The organism is Ruminococcus sp. AF37-20 (genome assembly GCF_003460465.1).
Classification (GTDB): domain Bacteria; phylum Bacillota; class Clostridia; order Oscillospirales; family Ruminococcaceae; genus Hominimerdicola; species Hominimerdicola aceti.
Window position 1 is genome coordinate 18,080 of sequence record NZ_QTVE01000014.1, and the last position, 21,682, is coordinate 39,761.

Below are 21,682 nucleotides of genomic sequence, written 5' to 3' on the forward strand. Positions count from 1 at the left end.
TACCTCAAAATATGACAATAGGCAAAGCTACGCAATGCCTACAAAAGTCTGTAAAAATCAAGCGACGGAAACTTGCCTTTCAGATTATATCTAACAAACCGCTCTGTAAAAGCCGTCAGCTTTTTCTGATATCTTTCGCTTATCTTGAAAGCAAAAAGCCGCTCATATTCCGTCAGTGCAATAAATCGGACTATGTATAGCATAGTCCTGTCTAATTCAATATCGTAAATGCTGTCAGGATTGTAACAGCATTTGTCACACTCCAAGACACCTGTTGACAGATTGAAGTGCATAATGTCAGCTTCATACGCCATGCACACTGAACAGCCAAGAAGCGCAGGTCTTAATCCTGCTTCGCACAGCAGACGAAACTCAAATATAGATTTGAGAAGTTCGTTATCCCTGTCGCCTTTATCGAGAAAATAAAGTGTGTTCAGCGTCAGCCGCATTATCTCGTCACAGCCGCTTTCCTCTGTTCGTATATACATGAGAAGCTCAGAAAAGTAAGAGGCAAGAGCCGTTTTTTTGGGGTCGAGCCTGATGTTGTAAAAAAGCTTCTCTGATTCACTGCTGTTGAGAAAAAACATTGATTGGTCTTTAGCGTTCTTCTTTTCCTCAACGCACAGCTTAGAGTATGCAAAAAGCTGCGTTGATGACGCATTTTTCGTGCTTTTCCTGCCACCACGAACAAATATATCTATGACTCCACGCTCTGCTGTGAGGACAGTGACGGATTTGCTTGTTTCGCCCCTGTCATTTTCCCTCAGTATCAGTCCCATAAAGGTCAGCATTGTCAGTATCCTCTTTTCTGTGTGCGGCATATGTGAGATAATCCTCTATCCTGCCGCTTTCAAAGAACTTGTCCCATAAAGTCATGATATTCACCGCCTTACTGATATTATCAGCTTTTTTGGCGGTCATTATAAGCGGAAAAATATGTTGCCTTTATTCCAAACCGAAATTCTTTATCATGCCCTCACGGTTTCTCCAGCCCTCTTTTACCTTAACCCAGCACTGGAGATTTACTTTTATCTGGAAGAAATCTTCAAGGTCAGCTCTTGCTTCCTGACCTATCTTTCTAAGCATAGAGCCGCCTTTTCCAATAAGGATACCCTTGTGTGACTCTCTCTCGCAGTAAATAGTAGCGGTAACGTCAAGTATAGCTTCACCGTTTCTGTTTTCACGCTCGTTAAGATGTTCGATAGTCACAGCTATGCCGTGAGGAACTTCGTCATTAAGGTTATTGAGTGCCTTTTCTCTTATTATCTCAGCCATTATGACCTTTTCAGGCTGGTCTGTGAATTTATCGTCAGGGAAGTAGTGCGGACCCTCCACAGCATTCTTTTCAAGATCTTCCATAATAATATCAAGACCGTCATTTTCAAGAACGCTCACCGGTACGATATCTATAAAATCAAAAAGCTTTGAATACTCTGCTATCACTGCGATAAGATCCTCTTTGTTTTCAAGAAGATCTATCTTGTTGAGCACAAGAATCACTTTAGTCTTGCCTGTCTTGAAGCCCTTTACAAGCTCACGCTCGTTTTCGGATATTTTCTTTGTGCAGTCAGCCATAAGGATAATAAGATCAAACCCTGCAACAGACTCGTTCACAGCGTTGAGCATATGCTCGGAAAGCTTGTTTTTAGCCTTGTGCATACCGGGTGTGTCCATGAAAACGAACTGTGTTTCTCCCTTTGTGAGAACACCTGTTATCTTTGTTCTTGTTGTCTGCGGCTTGTCGCTCACTGCGGCTATCTTTTCGCCCACAAGTGCGTTTAGCAATGAGGATTTGCCTGCGTTCGCACGTCCAACAATGGTGACGAACGCATTTTTTGAATTTGCATTTTTCTTGTTCATATATATTTTTCCTTATCTTTTTTATCTTTGTCAGCAGGCGTTTTGAACACCCATACGAGCCACAGTATCACACCTGCGGCTAAAGCTATCCCTAGCCATATGTTTCTTGCAAAATAAGAGGCTATAGCCATAAAAGCATAATAGTCCCAGAATATCCTTATTCCCACAGCCACAGAAGCTATCGCCGCAATGAGAACAGCCCCTGCCGCACAGTCTTTAGCCTTTTTAGCAAGGGGGTTTTTATCTTTACACGCCATATCCACAGCGGCTTCAACAGCCGTGTTCACAAGCTCTAGTGAAATAACAAGCCCTATGCAGATATAAACTGCGGCAGTTTCGGCGGCGCTAAGCCCATAAAATCGCATTAGCAGTATCACAAGCACTGCAACACCAATGTGAAAACGCATATTGCGCTCTGTTTTTATACAGCTCACAACGCCCTCAAAGGCATAAACAAAGCCCTTGAAGAAACGTCCTATCCCTGTTTTACCTGTGTTCATGCTCGCCTAAGAAAGTGGCGTCACGGGATATGCCCAGATTGCCAAGTATAGCTTCTTCCTTTTCACGCATTATCCTCTCCTGAAGATTGCTTTCTTCATGGTCATAGCCAAGAAGGTGAAGCATTGAATGTACTGTCAAAAAGCCTATCTCTCTTTCAAGAGAGTGGCCATATATCTCAGCCTGACGGTAAGCAGTTTCAAGGCTTATGACTATATCTCCCAGCAGGTAAGCGCCTGTTTCGTGGTTCATGTCAAAATCACCGTTCTCGCCAAGAGGAAAGCTCAGCACGTCTGTTGAGCGGTCTATGTTTCTATGCTCCTTGTTAAGCTCATGTATCTGCTCGTCATTCACAAAAGATACAGAAACTTCAAAATCATCATTGTGGCCCTCATATTCCAACACAGCATGGCAACAGCGTCTTACAAGAAGCCTTATGCCAACAGGTATCTTTACCTCTGTCTGGTTGTTGGTTATCATTACTTTTACCTTGCCCATTACTTTTTCACATTCCTTTTTTGTTATATTTTTCATAAGCAAGGATTATGTCCTGCACAAGCTTGTGACGGACAACGTCCTTGTCGGTAAATCTGTTTATCGATATATCGTCAATGCCTTTGAGTACGTTCATTGCCTGAATAAGTCCTGACTTTCTCTGGTCAGGCAGATCTATCTGCGTTATATCGCCTGTTATGACTATCTTTGAGTTGAATCCAAGACGTGTAAGGAACATCTTCATCTGCTCGTGAGTGGTGTTCTGCGCTTCATCAAGGATAATGAAAGAATCGTCAAGTGTACGTCCTCTCATGTATGCCAGCGGAGCGACTTCGATACAGCCACGCTCCTGCTGTTTAGCGAAAGTGTCAGGACCGAGCATTTCAAAAAGTGCGTCATAAAGCGGTCTGAGATAAGGGTCTACCTTACATTGCAGGTCGCCCGGAAGAAAGCCCAGCTTTTCTCCTGCTTCAACCGCAGGACGTGTGAGGATTATCTTCTCTACCTCGTGCGCCTTGAAAGCTTTTACCGCCATTGCCACCGCAAGATAAGTCTTGCCCGTTCCCGCAGGACCAATGCCCATGACGATAGTCTTTTTCCTTATTGCTTCAACATATCTTTTCTGACCGAGAGTTTTCGGCTTGACGAGCTTTCCGCTCACCGTCACGCACACTCCGTCATCAGACATATGCTTTATCTCATACTGCTTGCCCTCACGCACAAGTGTGAAAACATATCTTATAGTCTGCTCAGTGATAGCCTCGCCCTTGTTGATAAGAGCAATAAGGCTGTTTATAGCTTCCGAGGCGTTAAATACGTTCTCCTCATCGCCTGTTATCTTGATGTCGTCACCTCTGCCGAGAATCACAACATTATACTCTTTTTGGATAAGATTAACATTCTCGTCATAATTGCCGAAAAGGCTGAGTACAGTTTCCATTCTGTCCACGCTGATAAGTTTTTCCGCCATTAGCACAACTTCCTCTTTTTTTTGTTCTGATATACCTATTATACAAAGCTATTATATCACATTTTTCCTCTGATTGCAACAATCTCAGTAAGATTTAACACTTTTTTTATGCACCTTTTCACACTTTTTGATCATTTCTTAATAAAAAATTCCACCTCTCTGCAAAGCTCGCCATATAGGGTGTATGTTACAGTAGCGGTTACTCCGTTTTCTGTCACATTATCCTCCACTTGCCGGTCTTTTATCTCATAGTCTGAGAGAAAATTTTCCTCATATAAATACGCCTTTTCATGAACGGAGTCAAGTGCCTGCTGTTCTGTCAGGGTGTCTTGTGAAAATTTATATTCTTCAAGTTCGCAGGTGGTTATGCCAAAAGGCATTTCAAACCCGAAAAGCGACAGAGGAGAATATCTCTGCTCATTTTTCCAGTAACCCTCAGGCTTTGAGAAAAAAAGAGGGATATCAGCGTCAAACACAGTGAAAAAACGCTTTGTATCTCTCTTGCCTGTCGTCTTTTCTGCTTTGTCCTCAAAGGGCTGTGTGAATGTGACAGTGCGCTCAAAAGTGCCTAGTATCTTACCCTTTGAGCGTGCATAGCTTGTCTTTGTTTCAACGTTTTCCTTGCCGTCTATCCAGCTTAATTTTGATGTGATGATCTCACCGCCTACAACGATATCTCCCTTTGTCACACCGCTTCCCACAGGTATCTTTAGCTGTCCGTCATAAACCTCGATTTTTTCGATAACTCCGTTTTCGCAGGCAACAAGATTTGAGGGATAGCGGTTTGACTCACGCTTTGTGTCACCCTCAGTTTCGATAACGTCGATTATCAGCGTGTCCCCCTTGCGTGTTATGCCTGCCCATGATATGCCCTCCACTTTTTGCTTTAACGCACGTTCTGTGACTATGAGGTCAATGCTTGGGATATAAGTGCCGGTTTCAATGCCCTCCTCTTTAAGCACCGACATAACGCCTTTTCTGATATTTTCATCATCACTGAGTATGTCAAACCTCACCACCACGTTTGATAGATAGAAGCACGAAAGCATGACAGCCGCAGTGCCTATGACAAGTCCTCCTCTTCCGAAAAAACGTTTTGCAAGAACAAAGCTTCCGTGACGTTTTGTGGCGGTGTATTCAAGCCCAAGTTCATCGCATAGTCTTTCAAGTGCCTTACAGTGTTCCGCAGGCATACGCAAAGTGAGCTTTCCGTTCTTTTCACACATTTTGCTTACGGGAAGCTTTTTTGACATTATCCTGCGGAAAAACTTGGTGAAGCTGTCCCCTGTGATAACATAATCTATATAACCGAAAATCATTATCCTCTCTCCCTGATACTTCTTGACACAAGCCTGACCGACTCTATTTTTCCTCTTATCTCCACGCTGTCGGAGCAGAAATTTGACATTGTTAGTCCGCTGCCCCATATCTCTATCTCAAAAGAGCCTGTCAGCACCTTTGCCATTATCTCACTGCATTCAACTATCTGCTTGCAGTTTTCGATAACGGCGGCTCTGTCGTCAGTTATGCTTATGTATGAGCTTAATGCGGTCAATTCTTTTGTCATGCCGAAAAAGCTTAAAAATGGTATCTTCTTCATTTTTGCGTCCTCCGTTCATTGTCTTATGCTTAATTATATTATTAGACAGACTGACATATACTTAAAAAGTAAAAGCAGGGAGGTAATAAAAATGTTGAAAAGACTTGCAAAGGAGCTTTGCGTATACATACTTGCAGGGGTGGTCATATGGTTTTGTATTATCGCCATATCAGGGGGCGAGAGCGTAAAGCTTGGTATCTCCGAAGCAGTTGACCGCTGTATGAATATCATAATCCCGTCGCTGTTTGTTTTTATGGCGCTGTCGCAGATACTTGTTTCAAGTGGGCTTTACTACTGCGTTTCAATGCCTTTTTATCCTATATCGAGATTTATAATTGGCATACCGCCTCAGCTTTTCTTTGTATTTCTTCTTGGCAATACCGCAGGCTATCCTGTGGGAGTAAAGCTTCTTTCAGATCTGTGTCAGAGAAAGATAATATCCCAGCGTACTGCAAAGATAATGTCCTGCTTTTGCTGCTGTGGAGGGCCTGCTTTTTATTCTGGTACAGTGGGCCTTGCAGTGTTTGGTTGTACAGGAGCAGGCATTGCAGTGTTCGTATCCATACTAGCGGCAAATTTTCTCACTGCGCTTGTTCTCGGCAGAGCTATAAATGAGGATAAGAAAACATCAAAGCCGACTTTCAGACTTGACGGCAGAATGTTCACCGACAGCGTTATATCAGCAGGAAAGTCGCTTTTTACTATCTGCGTTATGATAGTCTTTTTCGGAGCGTTTATGTCCTCTCTTGAATGTTGCGGAGCGTTCAGCTTTCTGAAAAATGCGTTTTCACTGTCAGAAAACGAGCTTGTGCTTGTGAAAAGCTGTCTTGAAATAACCTCTCTCACTGAGCTTTCGGAAAGTCCATTTTATCTTCTGCCATTTATAGCCGCTGTCTGCTCCTTCGGTGGTCTGTGTGTGATTATACAAATAGCTGCACTTGGCGTGGATTTCTCCCTTGTGCCGTTTTTTATCTCACGTTTGACATCAGCCTTTTTGTCCGCTGTCATATGCCGTTTTATCTATCCTTTCTTTATTCCTGATTCAGTTTTGACTTCTGTTACAAATAATGTTAAATTCGTCAAAGTGAACAATTTTGTTCCCTCGTTTTGCTTGATTATGATGATTTTATTACTAACTTTGAAGAAAAGACTAGCATTTTCTAAAACAGTATGATATAATTAATAACAAATGAAAAAAGATTAACTTATCTTAAAGGAGTTGTATAAATCATGGCAAAGAAGAGCTATTTTGGTAACAGAATTTCACCGTCATGTTCTTACTGCCTTTTCGGCAACAGATCAAGAGAAGGAAATAAGGTCCTTTGTGAGAAGCAGGGTCTGGTAGACGCTGATTATAGCTGTAAGAAGTGGGTCTATGATCCTATCAAGCGTGTTCCAAAGAAACAGCTTAACATTCCAAATCAGGAAGACGATGTTATCTGATACATAAAATATGCCGTACATTTTTTGGTGTACGGCTTTTATATTGCAAAAAGATCCGCAGAGCGTTTTGTTTCGCCCTGCGGATCTTTCTATTTTATATCCTTATATCTTTTTGATCTTCGTGTAATTTGCCATTATCTTCTTTGTGCCACGATTATCGAATGCTATCTCAACAAGAGTATCGTTAGCCATAGGTTTTGAGCTTAAAACAGTGCCTTCGCCGAATATCTTGTGCAAAACTCTGTCGCCCGGGGCGAAAGTTTCAGTATTAACAGAAAAATTGCTTTTATCAGCCTTTCGCTGAGCCAATTGCTGTTGCAGACTCATGCTGTGAGGCTTTTCATAGCCGTTGAGATAAGGTGAAGCCTTTGTTTCCTCGGCTTGCTTTTCTATGCAATCGGCAGGAAGCTCTTTTATAAAGCGTGATATCCTGTTTCTGTCGGTGCGACCGTAAAGCATACGTTCCTCTGCGTGAGTAAGATAAAGCTTTTCCTTTGCTCGTGTCACTGCAACATATGCAAGTCTGCGTTCCTCTTCCGTGTCAGCTTCTGATTCAAGACTTCTTGATGACGGGAAGATGTTGTCCTCCATGCCTACCACGAAAACTATGGGGAACTCAAGGCCTTTTGCAGAGTGCATTGTCATAAGCACAACATAGTCAGCGTCAGAGTCGAGATTGTCAACGTCAGTGTAAAGTGATATTTCCTCCAAAAATCCCGACAGCGACGGCTCGTCAGCATTTTCTTCGTAGCTTGACATGGTGGATTTAAGCTCGTTGATGTTTTCAAGACGTGTAAGACCCTCGTCGCCCTGCATTTCAAGATGGCGCTTGTAGCCTGTCATATCAAGAAGCTTGTCCAAAAGCTCCGCAAGTGGCAGAGTGTCAGAAAGCTCAGTAAGCTCTGAGAGCATATCGCCCACAGGCATAAGCTGTTTTGAACGCTTCACAAGGGGTGCAAGCATATCGGCTTCCTGCATGATGTGGATAGGTGAATCCCCAAGGTCTGAGGTTATCTGCTCAAGAGCGTTTACAGTGGCTTCGCCGATACCACGTTTCGGCTCGTTGATTATTCTTCTCAGACGGAGAAAGTCGAAATGGTTGTTTATTACAGAAAGATAAGCAAGGATATCCTTTATTTCCTTTCTGTCATAGAATTTCAGACCGCCTATTATTTTATATGGTATTCCACTTTGTATGAACGTCTGCTCCAAAGCGTTCGATTGTGCGTTCATTCGGTAGAGAATGGCATGGTCGTTGTATTTTCTGCCCTTGTTTATGTCCTCTAAAATAGTGTCAGCCACGAATTTTGCTTCACTGCGCTCGCTTGAAGCCTTGTAGACTGTTACCTTTTCACCGTCACCCGAAGCTGTCCACAGATTTTTACCCTTTCTGCCCTGATTGTTGCTTATAAGCTGATTTGCGCAGTTAAGAATGTTCTGGGTCGAGCGGTAATTCTGTTCAAGCTTTATAACATCAGTGTCAGCATTGCAGTCGAACTGCTCCTCGAAGTTGAGGATATTCTCGATAGTCGCACCACGGAACTTATAGATACTCTGGTCGTCATCACCCACAACGCACAGGTTGTTATACTTCTGTGACAGCAGCGAAACAAGTCTGAACTGAGCCTTGTTGGTGTCCTGATACTCGTCTACCATTATATATTTATACAAGTTCTGATAGTGGTCGAGGACGTCAGGAAACTGCTCAAAAAGCTTGACTGTGTGGCAGATCATGTCGTCAAAGTCCATAGCGTTTGCGGCTTTGAGCTTCTTCTGATAGTGCTTGTATACCTTGCCTATGGTCAGATTACGATAATCTCCTGCGGCTGAGGCGATGTATTCATCAGGCTCTTGGAGCAGGTCTTTAGCGTGGGATATCTCGCTGAGTATCGTTCTCGGTGGAAACATCTTCTCGGATATGCCAAGCTCTCTCAATATGCTTTTTACAGTTCTCTGAGAGTCGTCTGAATCATATATGGTGAAACTGCTTGAAAACCCAAGCTTGTCACATTCACGCCTGAGTATCCTTGCGCAGGCGGAGTGGAAAGTCGCCGCTGTTATGCCCTGACCTGCCTCTCCCAACATTCCTGCAAGACGTTCTTTAAGCTCGCCTGCCGCCTTGTTTGTGAACGTGATAGCAAGTATGCTCCACGGCTTTATGCAGTCATATGCCACAATGTCTGCAAGGGTAGAAGCGTCGTTTGTCTTGCCGTCAATGTAGTCTTTGAGAAACTGTATGTCCTGTTCAGAGGGCGTGCCGTAGGTCTGCTCTGTGTTGTATGCGTTGCCGAAGTATATCATGTTTGCGATGCGGTTTACCAAAACAGTGGTCTTGCCGCTTCCTGCTCCTGCCAGTATAAGGAGAGGTCCTTTTATTTTGAACACAGCCTTGCGCTGTTGGTCGTTCATTCGTGAAAAATATTTTTCAAGTGCTTTTCTTTTAAGAGCCGTAAACTGCTCCATTATATACACCTCCGTAAAATTTCTTTTATGCCGTATCCTACATTATAGCATATTTTTTCTATCTTGAAAAGGGCGGCGGCAAATTTTTTTCACATGAATAACAGTGGTTATGTTTTCCAATAATACATTAAATCAAATATTATGAACGGAGGAACATATATGAAAGCTGTTGTTTTATGCGGAGGACGTGGAGAAAGATTGATGCCCATGACAGACAGGCGACCTGCGGCTCTTCTGAGATTATGCGGAAAAGAAATTCTGCTTTTTACTCTTGAAATGCTGGAGAAAGCAGGCTTTTCGGAAGCTGTCCTTGCGGTGGGCTATGGCTCTGAACAGGTAGAAAGGCTTCTTGATGAAAAATACTCAGGTAAGATAAAGCTCCATATGATAAACACCGCAGGCAAAAGCACTGAGCAGGCTGTTAGAACAGCAATGTGCGATGAAACAGAAATTCTTGTCGTGGAATGTAACTGTATATGCACCCACCCTCTTGATGAGATTATAAAAGTTCATTTGAGCCACGATACCTTTTGTACGGCTCTGACTTATGATACTGAAAACAAACCTGCTGGCATATATATAGTGAAAAGAGAGCTTTTTGAAAGTCTTAATCCTGAAAAGCCTACGGATATGACGGAGGATATTATCCCCGAGGCTGTGAAAAGCAGTGAAGCTGTCCTGCTTGATGGAAAAGGCTATTATAAAAGGATAACCACGCCTGAGGCTTTTCTTGATTGTCAAAGGCATATGCTTTACAGCGAAAATATGTCACAAAGGCTGACGGAAAATAATTTCAGCGGTGCGGCAATAGGTGAGCCTGTTTATATAGGAGAGAACGTGTCTGTTATGTCAGGGTCGGTCATAGAAAGCGGAAGCGTCATAGACAATAACGCTGTTGTAAAGGGCGGCAAGGTGAACGGATATGTTGGCATAGGCTCGGTGATATCTGAACGCTGTGATATAAACAGTGCAGTGGTATGCCGTGGGGCTGTCCTTGACAGCGGTGTGAAGTGCGGTGAATATTCCGTCATAGGCGAAAAGGCTCATATCGCAAGCGAAGCCGTAATTGAAAAAGGAGTAGGCATATGGTCTGGAAAAACTGTTGAAAAGGGCGCAAGGCTTTATGAAAACGTGAAAAGATCATCTGACAGCCGACTTGTCATAGACGAAAACGGCGAGTGCAGTTTGTGGGGCGGTGAAGCCACAGCGCAAAAGGCTATGCTTTTTGGACTGTATGCCGCAAGCGCCGCAAAAAAAGGCGGAAGTATAGTGACAGCCTATGGCTCTGACGAAAGCCTTTTGCTCAAACAAGCCCTTGACTGCGGCATATGTCAGGCTGGAGTGAACGTGTACAGTATAGGCAGAGCAGGCATTTCAGAGCTTTCTTATGCTGTGAACAGATTTGGCGGAGAGTTCGGCATACTCATAGGCGCAAACATTTCAGGTTATGCAAGGCTTATTTCGGCTGGGGGAATGTTGCCTGATGAAAAGCTTCTTGACCGCATTGGAAGCATATCTGACGACAGAGCTTATCGCAGTGTGGGGCTTTCTCAGATGGGTTGTGTGACAGATTTTTCAGCGGTGAGGGAAATATACGTCGCAGAGCTTGAAAAAATACTCCCTGACCGATTTAAAGGCGTAAATGTGGATATCCGCACATATGATGTTAAAAAGGCGAACCTTGCCGACAGACTTTTTCACGTCAGGAACGATATAGACGGTGAGCGTATAATATTCAATCTTTCCGCAGACGGCACAAAAGTATCAGCTTACAGTGAGAAAACAAGCTATGTCATGTGGGAAAAGCTGGTGGCAATGTATGCAGGGGTGTGCTTTGAAAAGGGGCTTGCGGTGGCATTGCCTGAGAATTTCCCCTCTAATGCCGATGCCACTGCTGAAGACCACTGTGGCAGGCTTTACCGATACGAAAACAATGCTGACATAGCAAAGGACGTTGCAGTTTCGACCCATAATATGTTTGCCTATGACGGACTTTACCTTGCGTCAGCGGTGACGTCTTATCTGTCAGAGCAGGGGATAACGCTAGAAAAAGCTCTCTGTGATGTGCCTGACGCATACACTTCAAGCCGATTTGTGGGCATAACAATGAGCCGTGAAAACAAGGAAAAGATATTTTCAGAACTTGGCTGTTCGGCAGAGGGTGAAATAACAATGGGCAAGACCCACGCAGTTATAAGACCGCTGAGGGATAAAAAAGGTATAACAGTGTTTGCAGAAAGTGTGAGCTGCGAGCAGGCGGCTGCCTTTTGCGAGGATATAACAAGCAGGATAAAGGGCATATTCAGATAAATGTAATAAATTGCTATTGACATTGAGGCGAAAATGGAGTACAATATAATCAGATATTTTTGTTCGGACAAAGGCGGCTCATGCCGCTGTATTTAAACTGCGTTCATCACACCATTTTGTCTTTCTTTGAGGCTTTAAGCGTTTTTGACAGCACATGATAATAAAGCCCAAACGCAGCGGTATATTGAATCTAAACGGAAAAATCGAATATTATTTGAGCATGATAAAATGCAGCAGGAAGGAGATAATTGCTCCTGCCGTATGTTTGTGCTGCTTTTTTGCGGCATTTTGTGCCTTTGAAGGCTTAAAAGCGGAGTACAGCAGGGCAAAGTACATTATTTTATGAACGAAAAGAACAACACAGTAAAAAATCCTACACAAAAACGTTTTTTTAGAAAAAAACAAAATAAGAGCGAGATACCTCTGGCTCAGTCTTCAAAAGAGCTTGACCGTGTAAAAAGTCAGAGAGCTTCGGGCAGTGTGAAAAAAACGCTTCAGCCGAGAAATGAAACTCCACAGAGAAAACCGCAGAATACTCAGCAAAGACGTCCAAGACCTGCGGCGAACAGAGTGAAAGAGCCTGTAAGAAGAACGCCTGTGAAGATAATCCCTCTTGGCGGTCTTAACGAGATAGGCAAGAATTTCACTGTTATCGAGTGTTCAAACGATATGTTCGTTATCGACTGCGGATTGGCATTCCCTGACAGTGAAATGCCTGGCGTTGATATTGTTATCCCTGATTTCTCATACGTCGAGAAAAATCAGGAAAAGCTCAGGGGCGTTGTGCTTACACATGGTCATGAGGATCATATAGGCGGTCTGCCGTATTTTCTGAAAAAATTCAACGTGCCTGTTTACGGCACAAGGCTTACCCTTGGTCTTGTTGAGGGCAAGCTGAAAGAGCATGGGCTTTTAGGAACTGTAAAACTCAACGTTGTAACGCCAAGACAGACAGTTAAGCTTGGCTGTATGGCGGTGGAGTTTATAAGAGTAAATCACTCTATCCCTGATGCCGTGGGAATGGCTATCCATACCCCTGCCGGTGTGCTTATCCATACTGGCGACTTCAAGGTAGACTATACACCTATCGAAGGCGGTATAATCGACCTGCCTAGATTTGCAGAGCTTGGAAACAAGGGCGTTTTGGCTCTTATGGCTGATTCTACAAACGCTGAAAGACCTGGCTATACCATGAGCGAGCGCAAGGTTGGCGAAAGCTTTGTGAAGCTTTTCAACAAGGCTGAGGGCAAGAGGATAATCATTGCCACTTTCGCTTCAAACGTTCACAGAGTTCAGCAGATAATAAATAACGCTGTCACACACGGCAGAAAAGTGGCTGTGTCGGGCAGAAGTATGGTGAATGTTATCTCAAAGGGCATCGAGCTTGGCTATCTTAAAGTGCCTGACGGTGTGCTTGTGGATATCGACACTATATCGAGATATGCACCTGAAAAAATGGTCATCGTCACAACGGGAAGTCAGGGCGAGCCTATGTCGGCGCTTACAAGAATGTCGGCAAACGAGCATAGGAACGTTACTATCACTCCTATGGACTTTATCATAATCTCGGCTAATCCTATCCCCGGCAATGAAAAGTATGTCACAAAGGTAGTAAACGACCTTATGAGATTGGGTGCAGAGGTAATATATGAGTCAATGTACGAGGTGCACGTTTCAGGACACGCTTGTCAGGAAGAGCAGAAATTGTTGCTTTCTATCACAAAGCCAAAGTTCTTTATCCCTGTACACGGCGAGTATAAACATCTTATGAAGCACAGAGATACGGCACTTTCTGTGGGAATCCCTGAGAGCAATATAATCATTGCTGATATAGGCAACGTTATCGAAACAGACGGCGTTGACATGAAGATAACAGGACAAGTGCCTGCGGGCAAGGTGCTTGTGGACGGCCTTGGCGTTGGCGACGTTGGCGCAATAGTTCTCCGTGACAGAAAACATCTTGCTCAGGATGGACTTATCATTGCCGTGGCAACTATCGACAGGGCTTCGGGAGATATCCTTGCAGGGCCTGACGTGGTTTCAAGAGGCTTTGTGTATGTAAGAGAGAGCGAGGAGCTTATGACCGAAGCTCAGAAGCTTCTTACCGAAACACTTCAGGATTGTCTTGACAGAAATATGAAGGATTGGAATACCATAAAGGGCAGAATGAAGGATAATCTTTCGGACTTTATCTTCACAAAGACAAAGAGAAGTCCTATGATTTTGCCGATAATAATGGAATTATGACCGCCTGTCAACAGTGCGGCTGTTTATAGAAATGCAGGAGCTTTAAAATGAAAAGTAACAACGGATTACAGATCATAATAAGAATAACAGTGTGCGTTACTATGCTTTCGTCACTTATAGGCGCTTTTATGCTGCATTCTACTCCGTCTCACAGAGAGTCGGGCAGTGTGCTTATCCTAGTGTCTGTGGCGGCGGCTGTATTGTGGGTGCTTGAAGAAGTGGTTTTCCACAATCACACTCGTAAGTATGTGGCAAAGCTTTCCACGATGATCTCAAAGACGGAGAGAGATTCTCTCCTGAATTTTCCTGCTCCTGCTATAATAATCGACAGCGAAAACGTCATCGTGTGGTATAACAGACTTTTTGGCAGACAGGTCTACTCTGAGGAGGAAGCCTACGGAATCGACCTCACAGAGCTTATGAATATCGATATGGATAAGATATACACCTCTGACGGTGACCTTGTTTGCACAAATTCTCATTTCTATAAGGCAAAGGCTATACATACCGATACAAACGGTGAGCTTTCAATGGTCTATTTCAATGACGTTACCGATTATGTGGAGCTTGAATATGAGTTCAGAATGTCCCACAAAGCGGTAATAATCATAACTATCGATAACTTTGACGAGCTTATGTCAAATATCAGAGAGAGTGAAAAGGCTCACGTTGTTGTTGAGATAGAAAAGCTCATAGAGGAATTTTTGGAGAATACCACTGCGGTGTCAAAGAAAGTTGCAAGCGACAAGTTCTATGTTTATATGGAGGAACGCCACCTTGCACCTATAATCGAGCAGAGATTTAAGATACTCGAGCAGGCAAGAAAAATAGCCGTTGGCGAGCGTTCTAACCTTACCTTGTCCATAGGTGTGGGCAGAGATGGTGCAAACCTTGCGGAGAGCGAGAAGTTTGCAAAGCAGGCTCTCGAAATGTGCCTTGGACGTGGCGGAGATCAGGCGGCTGTCAAGGAGGACGGTGAATTCAAGTTCTTCGGCGGCATTTCTTCTGCACCTGACAAGAACAATAAGACCCGTATCCGTATGGTGGCAAAGGCTATGCTGGAGCTTATCTGCAATCACGATAAGGTGCTTATAATGGGTCACCGATTTGGCGATCTTGACAGCGTAGGCTCTGCAACAGGCTTCTGCTGTGCTATCAGAAACATGGTAAAAGAAGCTTACGTTGTGGTAGACCCTGAGCAGAATTTGTCGAAAACGCTTATAAATTATATAAATGAAAACGAGTCGGAGCATTATTACATAACCCCTCAGGAGGGTCTTGAAAGACTTGACGATAACACGCTTCTTGTGGTAACTGATACCCATAACCCTGCACTGGTTGAGTCAAAGGAGATACTTGCAAGGGCGAAAAATGTGGTAGTTATCGACCACCACAGAAGAATGGTGAACGGTATTGAGCCGACTATCATGTCATTCTTAGAGCCGAATGCGTCATCGGCCTGCGAGCTTGTGACCGCTCTTATCGAGTATTTCGGTGAGGATTCCAATATCACAGTCCATGCGGCGGAAGCTCTGCTTGCGGGAATAATGCTGGATACAAAGAATTTCATTATGAAAACAGGCGTAAGCACTTTTGAAGCGGCAGCATTTTTGAAGAAAAAGGGCGCTGATACCATAGCTGTCAAAAAGCTTTTTGCAAACTCTATTGAGACTTATCATCAAAAATCGTCGCTTATAAACAGCGCTCACCTTTATAAAGAGTGCGCAGTGGCTTATACAGAGGAAAGCTTCTCTGAAATAAGGATAGCGGCTTCACAGGCGGCAGACGAGCTGCTTGGTATAACAGGCGTAAAAGCTTCGTTCGTTATCTATGAAACGAACGGTGTGATAAATATCTCTGCACGAAGCATGGGTGCTTGTAATGTGCAGATCGTCATGGAGTCGTTGGGTGGCGGCGGTCATCTTACTATGGCGGCAACTCAGCTCAACTGTTCAATGAATGAGGCGAGAAAACGTCTTGCAGACGCCATTGACGAATACTGGGAAAATAATTCGCAGGAATAAAAAAAGAAAGGCAGAGTGAATAATATGAAAGTTATTTTGTTAAAAGATGTAAAGGGTTCAGGCAAGCAGGGAGATATCATCAACGTTGCAGACGGATATGCAAGAAATTTCCTGATTGGAAAGGGCCTTGCACTTGAAGCTACAGCTAAAAACCTTAATGACCTTGCAGGCAAAAAGGCTTCCGCTCAGCACAAGATAGATGTTGAAACAGCCGACAATAAAGCTATCGCAGAGAAAATAAAGGATAAGGAAGTTCTGGTAAAGGCTAAGGCAGGTCAGGGCGGAAAGCTCTTTGGCGCAGTTACAGCAAACGTTATTTCAGATTGCCTCAAGGCTCAGTATGGCGTTGTTATCGAGAAGAAGAAGATAAATCTTACAGCCGAGATAAAGGCTTTCGGTGACTATGCTGCACAGATAAAGCTTACTCATGGCGTATCATGCAGCATTAAAGTAAAGGTCGTTGAGGAGTAATCATGGCTGATAATTTCCGTGGGCTTACCACAGGAGCGACCCTTGGCAGGGAACTGCCTTTTTCTCAGGAGGCTGAGGAAGCCGTTTTGGGAGGAGTTCTTCGTGATCCTTCGGTGCTTCCGAAGGTCATTGAGATACTAAAGCCTGAAAGCTTTTATCGTCCACAGCATCAACAGCTTTTCTCCATAATAATGAGAATGTTCACCACAGGCAGCAAAGAGGACCTTATCACGGTAATTAATGAAGCCGTCACAATGGGTGTTTTTGAAACGTCTGCAATGGCTAAGAATTATCTTCTTGGTATTATGGAAATGGTGCCGTCAACGGATAATATCGAGAGCTATTGCAAGATAATCGAGGAAAAAGCAAGGGTAAGGTCGCTTATAAATGCCGCTAATCAGATTCTTGAAAAGGCGTATGACGGCGGTGAGGATTCTCAGACGCAGCTTGACGCTGCCGAGCAGTCTATATTTGAAATAAGACAGGGCAGAGATGTTCAGGGCCTTACACGAATAAGCGACGTTATCGTTGATACATTCGAGCATTTGCAGGAGATATCAGGTCCTGACGCTGGCGAACATCTTGGTGCAAAGACAGGCTTTGGCCAGCTTGACGCAATCACAACAGGCCTTAACAGAACTGACCTTATCATTATCGCTGCACGTCCTGCAATGGGAAAATCTGCATTTGCACTTAATATTGCGGTGAATACCTGCAAGGCGACAAAGCGTGATGTTGTTATATTCTCTCTCGAAATGGGTAAGGAACAGCTCGTGTCCCGTATGCTCGCTTCGGAAGCACTTGTTAATAATACTCTGCTTAGGTCGGGCAATCTTGAGCCTTCTGATTGGGAGAAGATAGCAGGTGCGGCAGATACGCTGTCACAGCTTCCTATATATTTTGACGATGGTGCAGGCTGTACAGTGCCGCAGATGAAAGCAAAGCTCAGAAGAATGAGAAATCTGGGACTTGTGGTCATCGACTACATACAGCTTATGCAATCAGCAAATAAAAACGCCAGCCGTGTTGAGGCGGTGTCTGAGATAACACGTTCCTTGAAGCTTATGGCTAAGGAACTTAATGTGCCTGTTATCGCACTTTCACAGCTTTCCCGTAGCTCAGAGAAGCGTGACGATAAAAGACCTATCCTTTCAGACCTGCGAGAATCAGGTTCTATCGAGCAGGACGCTGATATCATCATGTTCCTCTATCGTGACGCTTACTACAGCGATGAGGGCGACAAGTCGGTGGCTGAGTGTATCGTTGCGAAAAACCGTCACGGACAGACAGATAAGGTGCAGCTTGGTTGGATAGGCGAATATACTCTGTTCAGAGGTCTTGATTTCAGGAGAGATGATGAATAATTTTCTTGTAAAGGTAGCTTCTACCATAGAGAAATTTAATATGGCAAATAAGAGCGAACGCTTGCTTGTGTGCCTCTCAGGAGGCGCCGACAGCGTTACGCTCCTTTTGTGTTTATATGAGCTGGGCTATGATGTATGCGCTTGTCATGTCAATCACCACCTCCGTGGGGAGGAAAGCGACAGAGATCAGCATTTTTGTGAAAAGCTTTGCGAGAAGCTTGGGGTCGAGCTGAAGGTGTTTCAAGCCGATGTTGTGGGCTATTGCAAGGAACATTCTGTATCCACTGAGGAGGGGGCAAGAAAGCTTAGATATGACTTTTTCGACAGTATCGGCGCAGACAAGATATGCACAGCACACAGTCTTTCGGATTGCCTTGAAACTGCCATATTCAACCTCGCAAGAGGTACAGGTCTGAAAGGTATTTGCGGAATACCGCCTGTGAGGGGAAATATCATAAGGCCGCTTATAAATTGTACTCGTCAGGAAATCGAGGGCTTTCTCAAAGAGAGAGGACAGGACTTTGTTACTGACTCCACAAATCTCACTGACGATTATACCAGAAATAAGATTCGTCACCTTGTTGTGCCAAGGCTTGCGGAGCTTAACAGTTCGCTTTTTGGCTCATATTCCATGACAGCTGACAGGCTTAGAACAGACAGCGACTATCTTGAAAGTCAGGGGCTTGAAGCCTTTGAGAAAGCGGTCTTGCCAAAGGGTTATGACGCATTGTGTCTAAGACAGCTCCACGAAAGTGTACGCCGACGTGCAATAATGCACATTCTTGAGAAAGAGGGGCTTACTGTGAGCCATGACAGTATCAAGGATATCGACAGGCTTATACTTGACGTGGGTAAGGCGAACGTCAAGGGCGGAGTCTTTGCGGTCTGCTCAAAAGGTGTGCTCAGCTTTGCAAAGGGCGAGATGCTTGAAAACAGCACTCTCAGGAGCGTTAAGGTAAGCGACGAAGGCGTTTATCAGTTCGGCAATAAGGAGATAGAGTTTAAAATCTATCCTTTTGACGGAAAAATCGCAAATGTTCATAAAAAGTTTGCAAATTGTTGTCTGGATTATGATAAAATAAAGGGTGAGATTGTTGTCGAAAATCGAAGAGAGGGCGAGAAGATACGCCTTGTGAACAGAGATTTTGACAGCGATGTGCGAAAGCTGGTGAACAAGTCCTTCAGACTTGAGGACAGGAGCAGTGCCGTTATCCTAAAAGATAGTCAGGGCGTTGTTTTTGTTGAAGGAAGCGGTGTGGCTGAAAGGGTGAAGATAGACTCTGAAACCGTTAAAATATTGGCTTTTACCATAAAGTGAGATGAATATCACCCTAAGCTGAAAAGTTTTTTGTGTGAACTTGTATTTTTTCACTTTTCTGTCACATTGATAATATATAATCAGAGAGGTTGTTAGTTAATGAACAATATATCGGTTCTTTATTCTGAGGAAGAGCTTGCATTGTCTGTGAAAAAGCTTGGAGCAGAGATAACTGAAGAGTATAAAGGAAAAAAGCTTCTTGTTGTGTGCGTTCTTAAGGGAGCGTTCGTGTTTACTGCCGATCTTGTAAGAAGTATCGACAACGATATGCAGATCGCTTTTATTACTGCAAAGAGTTATGTTGGCACAAGCTCAACAGGAAATGTTTCAATTTCAGGAGATCATGATTTTATGGGTCTTGACCTGAGAGAGTGGGACGTTTTATTGGTTGAGGATATTCTCGACACAGGAAGAACGCTTTGCGAGTTAAAAAAGAAGTTTGCGTCAATGGGTGCGCCAAGTGTTAAGATAGCTGTTATGCTTGATAAGCCGTCAAGACGTGTTGCAGACATAACACCTGATTTCAAATGCTATGAGATCGAGGACAAATTCGTTGTTGGCTGTGGTCTTGATTATGATGAGAGATATAGAAATCTTCCTTTTATCGGTATAGTTTCCGAATAAGGAGCCAAATATAATACAGAACAAAAGGTTGTGATCGATTGAAAAACAATAATAATGGAAAGACCCTGTTGATCTATCTGCTGGTATCGGTTGCCATAATCTGCGGATTGGTCTATATGCTAACAAGCATGAGCACAAAATCTTCCGACAAAAAATATTCGGAGATAATGGAACAGTTTGACAGCCTGAACGTGTCACAGTTTGAGCTTGACCTCGGCTCCGGACAGCTTAAGTATAAGCTCAAGGGCGAGGATAAGGTATATAGTTATACAGTTCCAAATGTTTCACTGTTTGCAAATGAAGTCCTTGGCGGTGAGGACGCTGAGAACTATCGTAAGAAATATAATACTGAAAATCCAGACGATCCTTTGCAGTATAATCTTATACCGATATCGGATAACAGCTTCTGGCTCAATCTGATACCAACGCTGCTTATGCTGGGCGTTATGATATTCTTCTTTGTGTTCATGATGAAGAATGCAGGCGGCGGAAAGATGTCATCTTTCGGAAAAACAAATGCCAAAATGGCGCCAAGCAGCAAGAAAGCTACCTTTGATGATGTTGCGGGTGCAGACGAGGAAAAGGAAGAGCTTAAGGAGATCGTTGATTTTCTCCGTGATAATAAGAAGTATACCGAGATCGGTGCGAGAATACCTAAGGGCGTTCTGCTCCTCGGCCCTCCGGGTACAGGTAAAACGCTTCTCGCAAGAGCCGTTGCAGGCGAAGCAAAAGTTCCATTCTTCTCGATCTCAGGTTCTGACTTCGTTGAGATGTTTGTGGGCGTCGGTGCTTCAAGAGTAAGAGATCTTTTTGAGCAGGCTAAGAAAAACGCTCCTGCTATCATCTTTATAGACGAGATCGACGCAGTGGGCAGACAGAGAGGCGCAGGTCTTGGCGGCGGTCATGACGAGCGTGAGCAGACCCTTAACCAGCTTCTTGTTGAAATGGACGGCTTTGAGGATAACGATTCTGTTATTGTTATGGCTGCAACAAACAGACGTGATATACTTGACCCTGCACTTCTTCGTCCGGGCAGATTTGACCGACAGATACTTGTGGGCTATCCTGACGTTAAGGGCAGAGAAGCTATACTGAAAGTTCACACAAGAAATAAGCCGCTTGCTCCTGACGTTGACCTTGAAACTATCGCAAAATCAACTGTGGGCTTTACAGGTGCAGACCTTGAAAACCTTGTGAACGAGGCTTCGCTCCTTGCGGCAAGAAAGAATAAAAAGGCTATCACCAAAGATGAGCTTGAGGAAGCTTCTATCAAGGTTGTGGCAGGTCCTGAGAAAAAGTCTAAGGTCATCACAGAGGACGAAAAGAAGCTTACCGCTTATCACGAGGGTGGTCACGCACTCTGCACATACTACAGCAAATCACAGGATAAAGTTCATCAGGTATCTATCATACCGAGAGGTCAGGCTGGCGGTTTCACAATGAGCCTGCCTGTCAAGGATAAATCTTATGTTAGCAAGAACGAGATGTACGAAAATATCGTGGTTCTTCTTGGCGGACGTGTTGCTGAAAAGCTGATCCTTGACGATATCTCAACAGGCGCTTCCAATGACCTTGAGAGAGCTACTTCCACAGCTAGAAACATGGTAACACGCTACGGCTTCAGTGACAATCTTGGTCCTGTTGTATACGGTCAGGGCGATCATGAAGTATTTCTTGGCAGGGATTACACTAATACGCCAAGCTATTCCGATAACGTTGCGGCTGAGATCGATAATGAGATAAGAACTCTTATTGAAAGTGCATTTACTGACGCTGAAAAGATACTCAACGAGCATATGGATAAGCTTCATGTTGTGGCTAAGTATCTTATGAAGTATGAAAAGGTTGACGGTGCAACATTTGAGAAGCTTATGAATGGCGAACTTACAGAGAGCGAGTTCATGGGCGAACCTGATAAAACACCAGAAATCCAGGATACTCCTGAGATAGTTGATGATATTTCAGTTGATGATAATTGATATGGGAAATCAGACG

The 21,682-nt window shown here is 43.9% G+C and carries 19 protein-coding genes; 10 read left to right on the forward strand and 9 right to left on the reverse strand.

The genetic code is table 11. The features are described from left to right. Nucleotides 1-38: 38 nt before the first annotated feature. The 8 genes from recO to DW015_RS09630 form a co-directional block, all read right to left on the reverse strand. Nucleotides 39-791, reverse strand: a complete 753-nt coding sequence (gene recO / locus DW015_RS09600; protein WP_038671479.1) for a DNA repair protein RecO — start codon at nucleotides 789-791, stop codon at nucleotides 39-41. Next, nucleotides 754-921 (reverse strand): hypothetical protein, encoded by a 168-nt coding sequence (locus tag DW015_RS13610; RefSeq protein ID WP_195249467.1) that lies wholly within the window; start codon nucleotides 919-921, stop codon nucleotides 754-756. Before DW015_RS13610 ends, recO begins: the two co-directional genes overlap by 38 nt. 24 nt (nucleotides 922-945) lie before the next feature. Next, nucleotides 946-1,860 (reverse strand): GTPase Era, encoded by a 915-nt coding sequence (era, locus tag DW015_RS09605; RefSeq protein WP_117905480.1) that lies wholly within the window; start codon nucleotides 1,858-1,860, stop codon nucleotides 946-948. Continuing rightward, entirely contained in the window at nucleotides 1,857-2,360 is a 504-nt protein-coding gene (locus tag DW015_RS09610; RefSeq protein ID WP_117905481.1) for a diacylglycerol kinase family protein, read from the reverse strand. Before DW015_RS09610 ends, era begins: the two co-directional genes overlap by 4 nt. Beyond that, nucleotides 2,347-2,856: an rRNA maturation RNase YbeY gene (gene ybeY, locus DW015_RS09615; RefSeq protein ID WP_117864595.1), complete on the reverse strand. Its 510-nt coding sequence runs from the start codon at nucleotides 2,854-2,856 to the stop codon at nucleotides 2,347-2,349. Before ybeY ends, DW015_RS09610 begins: the two co-directional genes overlap by 14 nt. A gap of 7 nt (nucleotides 2,857-2,863) precedes the next feature. Continuing rightward, nucleotides 2,864-3,823 carry a PhoH family protein gene (locus DW015_RS09620; RefSeq protein ID WP_038671482.1) on the reverse strand — a complete coding sequence of 320 codons (960 nt, stop codon included), beginning with the start codon at nucleotides 3,821-3,823 and terminating at the stop codon, nucleotides 2,864-2,866. Between the two features lie 131 nt (nucleotides 3,824-3,954). After that, entirely contained in the window at nucleotides 3,955-5,142 is a 1,188-nt protein-coding gene (locus DW015_RS09625) for a sporulation protein YqfD (RefSeq protein ID WP_181979897.1), read from the reverse strand. Continuing rightward, nucleotides 5,142-5,423 carry a YabP/YqfC family sporulation protein gene (locus DW015_RS09630; RefSeq protein ID WP_117905483.1) on the reverse strand — a complete coding sequence of 94 codons (282 nt, stop codon included), beginning with the start codon at nucleotides 5,421-5,423 and terminating at the stop codon, nucleotides 5,142-5,144. Before DW015_RS09630 ends, DW015_RS09625 begins: the two co-directional genes overlap by 1 nt. Before the next feature lie 91 nt (nucleotides 5,424-5,514). Here DW015_RS09630 and DW015_RS09635 point away from each other — a divergent pair, with 91 nt between their 5' ends. After that, nucleotides 5,515-6,597 carry a nucleoside recognition protein gene (locus DW015_RS09635; RefSeq protein WP_117905484.1) on the forward strand — a complete coding sequence of 361 codons (1,083 nt, stop codon included), beginning with the start codon at nucleotides 5,515-5,517 and terminating at the stop codon, nucleotides 6,595-6,597. A gap of 56 nt (nucleotides 6,598-6,653) precedes the next feature. After that, entirely contained in the window at nucleotides 6,654-6,866 is a 213-nt protein-coding gene (locus tag DW015_RS09640; protein ID WP_022287813.1) for a hypothetical protein, read from the forward strand. Between the two features lie 102 nt (nucleotides 6,867-6,968). Here DW015_RS09640 and DW015_RS09645 read toward each other — a convergent pair whose 3' ends face one another. Beyond that, the gene (locus tag DW015_RS09645; protein WP_022287814.1) at nucleotides 6,969-9,329 is read right to left on the reverse strand and encodes a UvrD-helicase domain-containing protein; all 2,361 of its coding nucleotides are present in this window, start codon (nucleotides 9,327-9,329) and stop codon (nucleotides 6,969-6,971) included. A 159-nt stretch (nucleotides 9,330-9,488) separates the two neighbouring features. Between DW015_RS09645 and DW015_RS09650 the strand changes: the two genes are divergently transcribed. From DW015_RS09650 to ftsH, 8 genes are all read left to right on the forward strand, one after another. Further along, nucleotides 9,489-11,639, forward strand: a complete 2,151-nt coding sequence (locus DW015_RS09650) for a sugar phosphate nucleotidyltransferase (protein WP_181979898.1) — start codon at nucleotides 9,489-9,491, stop codon at nucleotides 11,637-11,639. Between the two features lie 342 nt (nucleotides 11,640-11,981). Continuing rightward, nucleotides 11,982-13,886, forward strand: a complete 1,905-nt coding sequence (locus tag DW015_RS09655; protein WP_242993263.1) for a ribonuclease J — start codon at nucleotides 11,982-11,984, stop codon at nucleotides 13,884-13,886. A gap of 47 nt (nucleotides 13,887-13,933) precedes the next feature. Next, nucleotides 13,934-15,910 (forward strand): DHH family phosphoesterase, encoded by a 1,977-nt coding sequence (locus tag DW015_RS09660; RefSeq protein WP_117864584.1) that lies wholly within the window; start codon nucleotides 13,934-13,936, stop codon nucleotides 15,908-15,910. A 24-nt stretch (nucleotides 15,911-15,934) separates the two neighbouring features. Further along, the gene (gene rplI, locus DW015_RS09665; protein WP_117905486.1) at nucleotides 15,935-16,381 is read left to right on the forward strand and encodes a 50S ribosomal protein L9; all 447 of its coding nucleotides are present in this window, start codon (nucleotides 15,935-15,937) and stop codon (nucleotides 16,379-16,381) included. 2 nt (nucleotides 16,382-16,383) lie between these two features. Further along, complete coding sequence (gene dnaB / locus DW015_RS09670) at nucleotides 16,384-17,745, forward strand: replicative DNA helicase (protein WP_038671492.1); 1,362 nt, start codon at nucleotides 16,384-16,386, stop codon at nucleotides 17,743-17,745. Further along, nucleotides 17,735-19,063 (forward strand): tRNA lysidine(34) synthetase TilS, encoded by a 1,329-nt coding sequence (tilS, locus tag DW015_RS09675; protein WP_117905487.1) that lies wholly within the window; start codon nucleotides 17,735-17,737, stop codon nucleotides 19,061-19,063. The genes dnaB and tilS overlap by 11 nt, the downstream gene beginning before the upstream one ends. Before the next feature lie 99 nt (nucleotides 19,064-19,162). Next, the gene (hpt, locus tag DW015_RS09680; RefSeq protein ID WP_046440161.1) at nucleotides 19,163-19,687 is read left to right on the forward strand and encodes a hypoxanthine phosphoribosyltransferase; all 525 of its coding nucleotides are present in this window, start codon (nucleotides 19,163-19,165) and stop codon (nucleotides 19,685-19,687) included. Between the two features lie 38 nt (nucleotides 19,688-19,725). Then, entirely contained in the window at nucleotides 19,726-21,666 is a 1,941-nt protein-coding gene (gene ftsH, locus DW015_RS09685; protein ID WP_117858948.1) for an ATP-dependent zinc metalloprotease FtsH, read from the forward strand. The last annotated feature ends 16 nt before the right edge of the window (nucleotides 21,667-21,682 follow it).